This window comes from Vibrio sp. 2033 (genome assembly GCF_033339735.1).
The window spans coordinates 1-649 of sequence record NZ_JAWOVC010000442.1 but is presented as its reverse complement, the minus strand read 5'-3'; the positions used below and the strand labels follow the sequence as shown (position 1 = coordinate 649).

The window sequence follows — 649 nt, the reverse complement described above, 5'->3', positions numbered from 1 at the left end:
ACTTCGGCATCAGTGACGTTAGATAAGCTCAGCTCTGCTGCGACTATTTCGTGGGTGCTTGTATCTACCGCGATATGCAGCTTACGCCAGACTCTGCGCTTCCCATCAGTACCATGCTTCTTGACCTTCCATTCACCTTCGCCATAAACCTTGAGGCCAGTGGCATCAATGGCCAGATGTTGTATTGCTCCTCTGGTTTTGGTTTTAAATGAAACCTCAACTTCCTTAGCTCGGCGGCTTATACAGGTGTAGTGTGGGCAAACAAGCGGGATGTGAGCCAGCTTAAATACTGAGTCTAGAAAGCCTTGCAGCGCTCTCAATTGCATGGAGAAGACGCGCTTAACCATCAGTGCGGTAGTAATGGCTAAGTCGCTGAATCGGCGAGGTCTACCACGCTTGCCTTGTTTGTTTTGCTTCCACTCGGCTATCGCTTCCTCATCAATCCAAAAGGTCAGAGAACCACGGTTTATTAAGGCTTTGTTGTACTGCGTCCAGTTAGTTGTTTTGTAACGAGGTTTAGGCATGAGGCTACGACGATTAATGGGTGTAGCCGATCAGATCGTAGCTTCTTGATTTAGTTCCATCGATTTAAGCAACAAAGCCCCTCACAGAGCCGCTTGCCGCTATCTAAAATACAATCGTAAAAACG

Annotated in this window: 1 pseudogene; it reads right to left on the bottom strand. The window is 47.6% G+C overall.

Annotation, left to right across the window (positions count from 1 at the left end):
• A pseudogene (locus tag R7P74_RS27080) lies at nucleotides 1–524 on the bottom strand (IS5-like element ISVal1 family transposase); the annotation flags it as partial.
• Nucleotides 525–649: the final 125 nt, after the last annotated feature.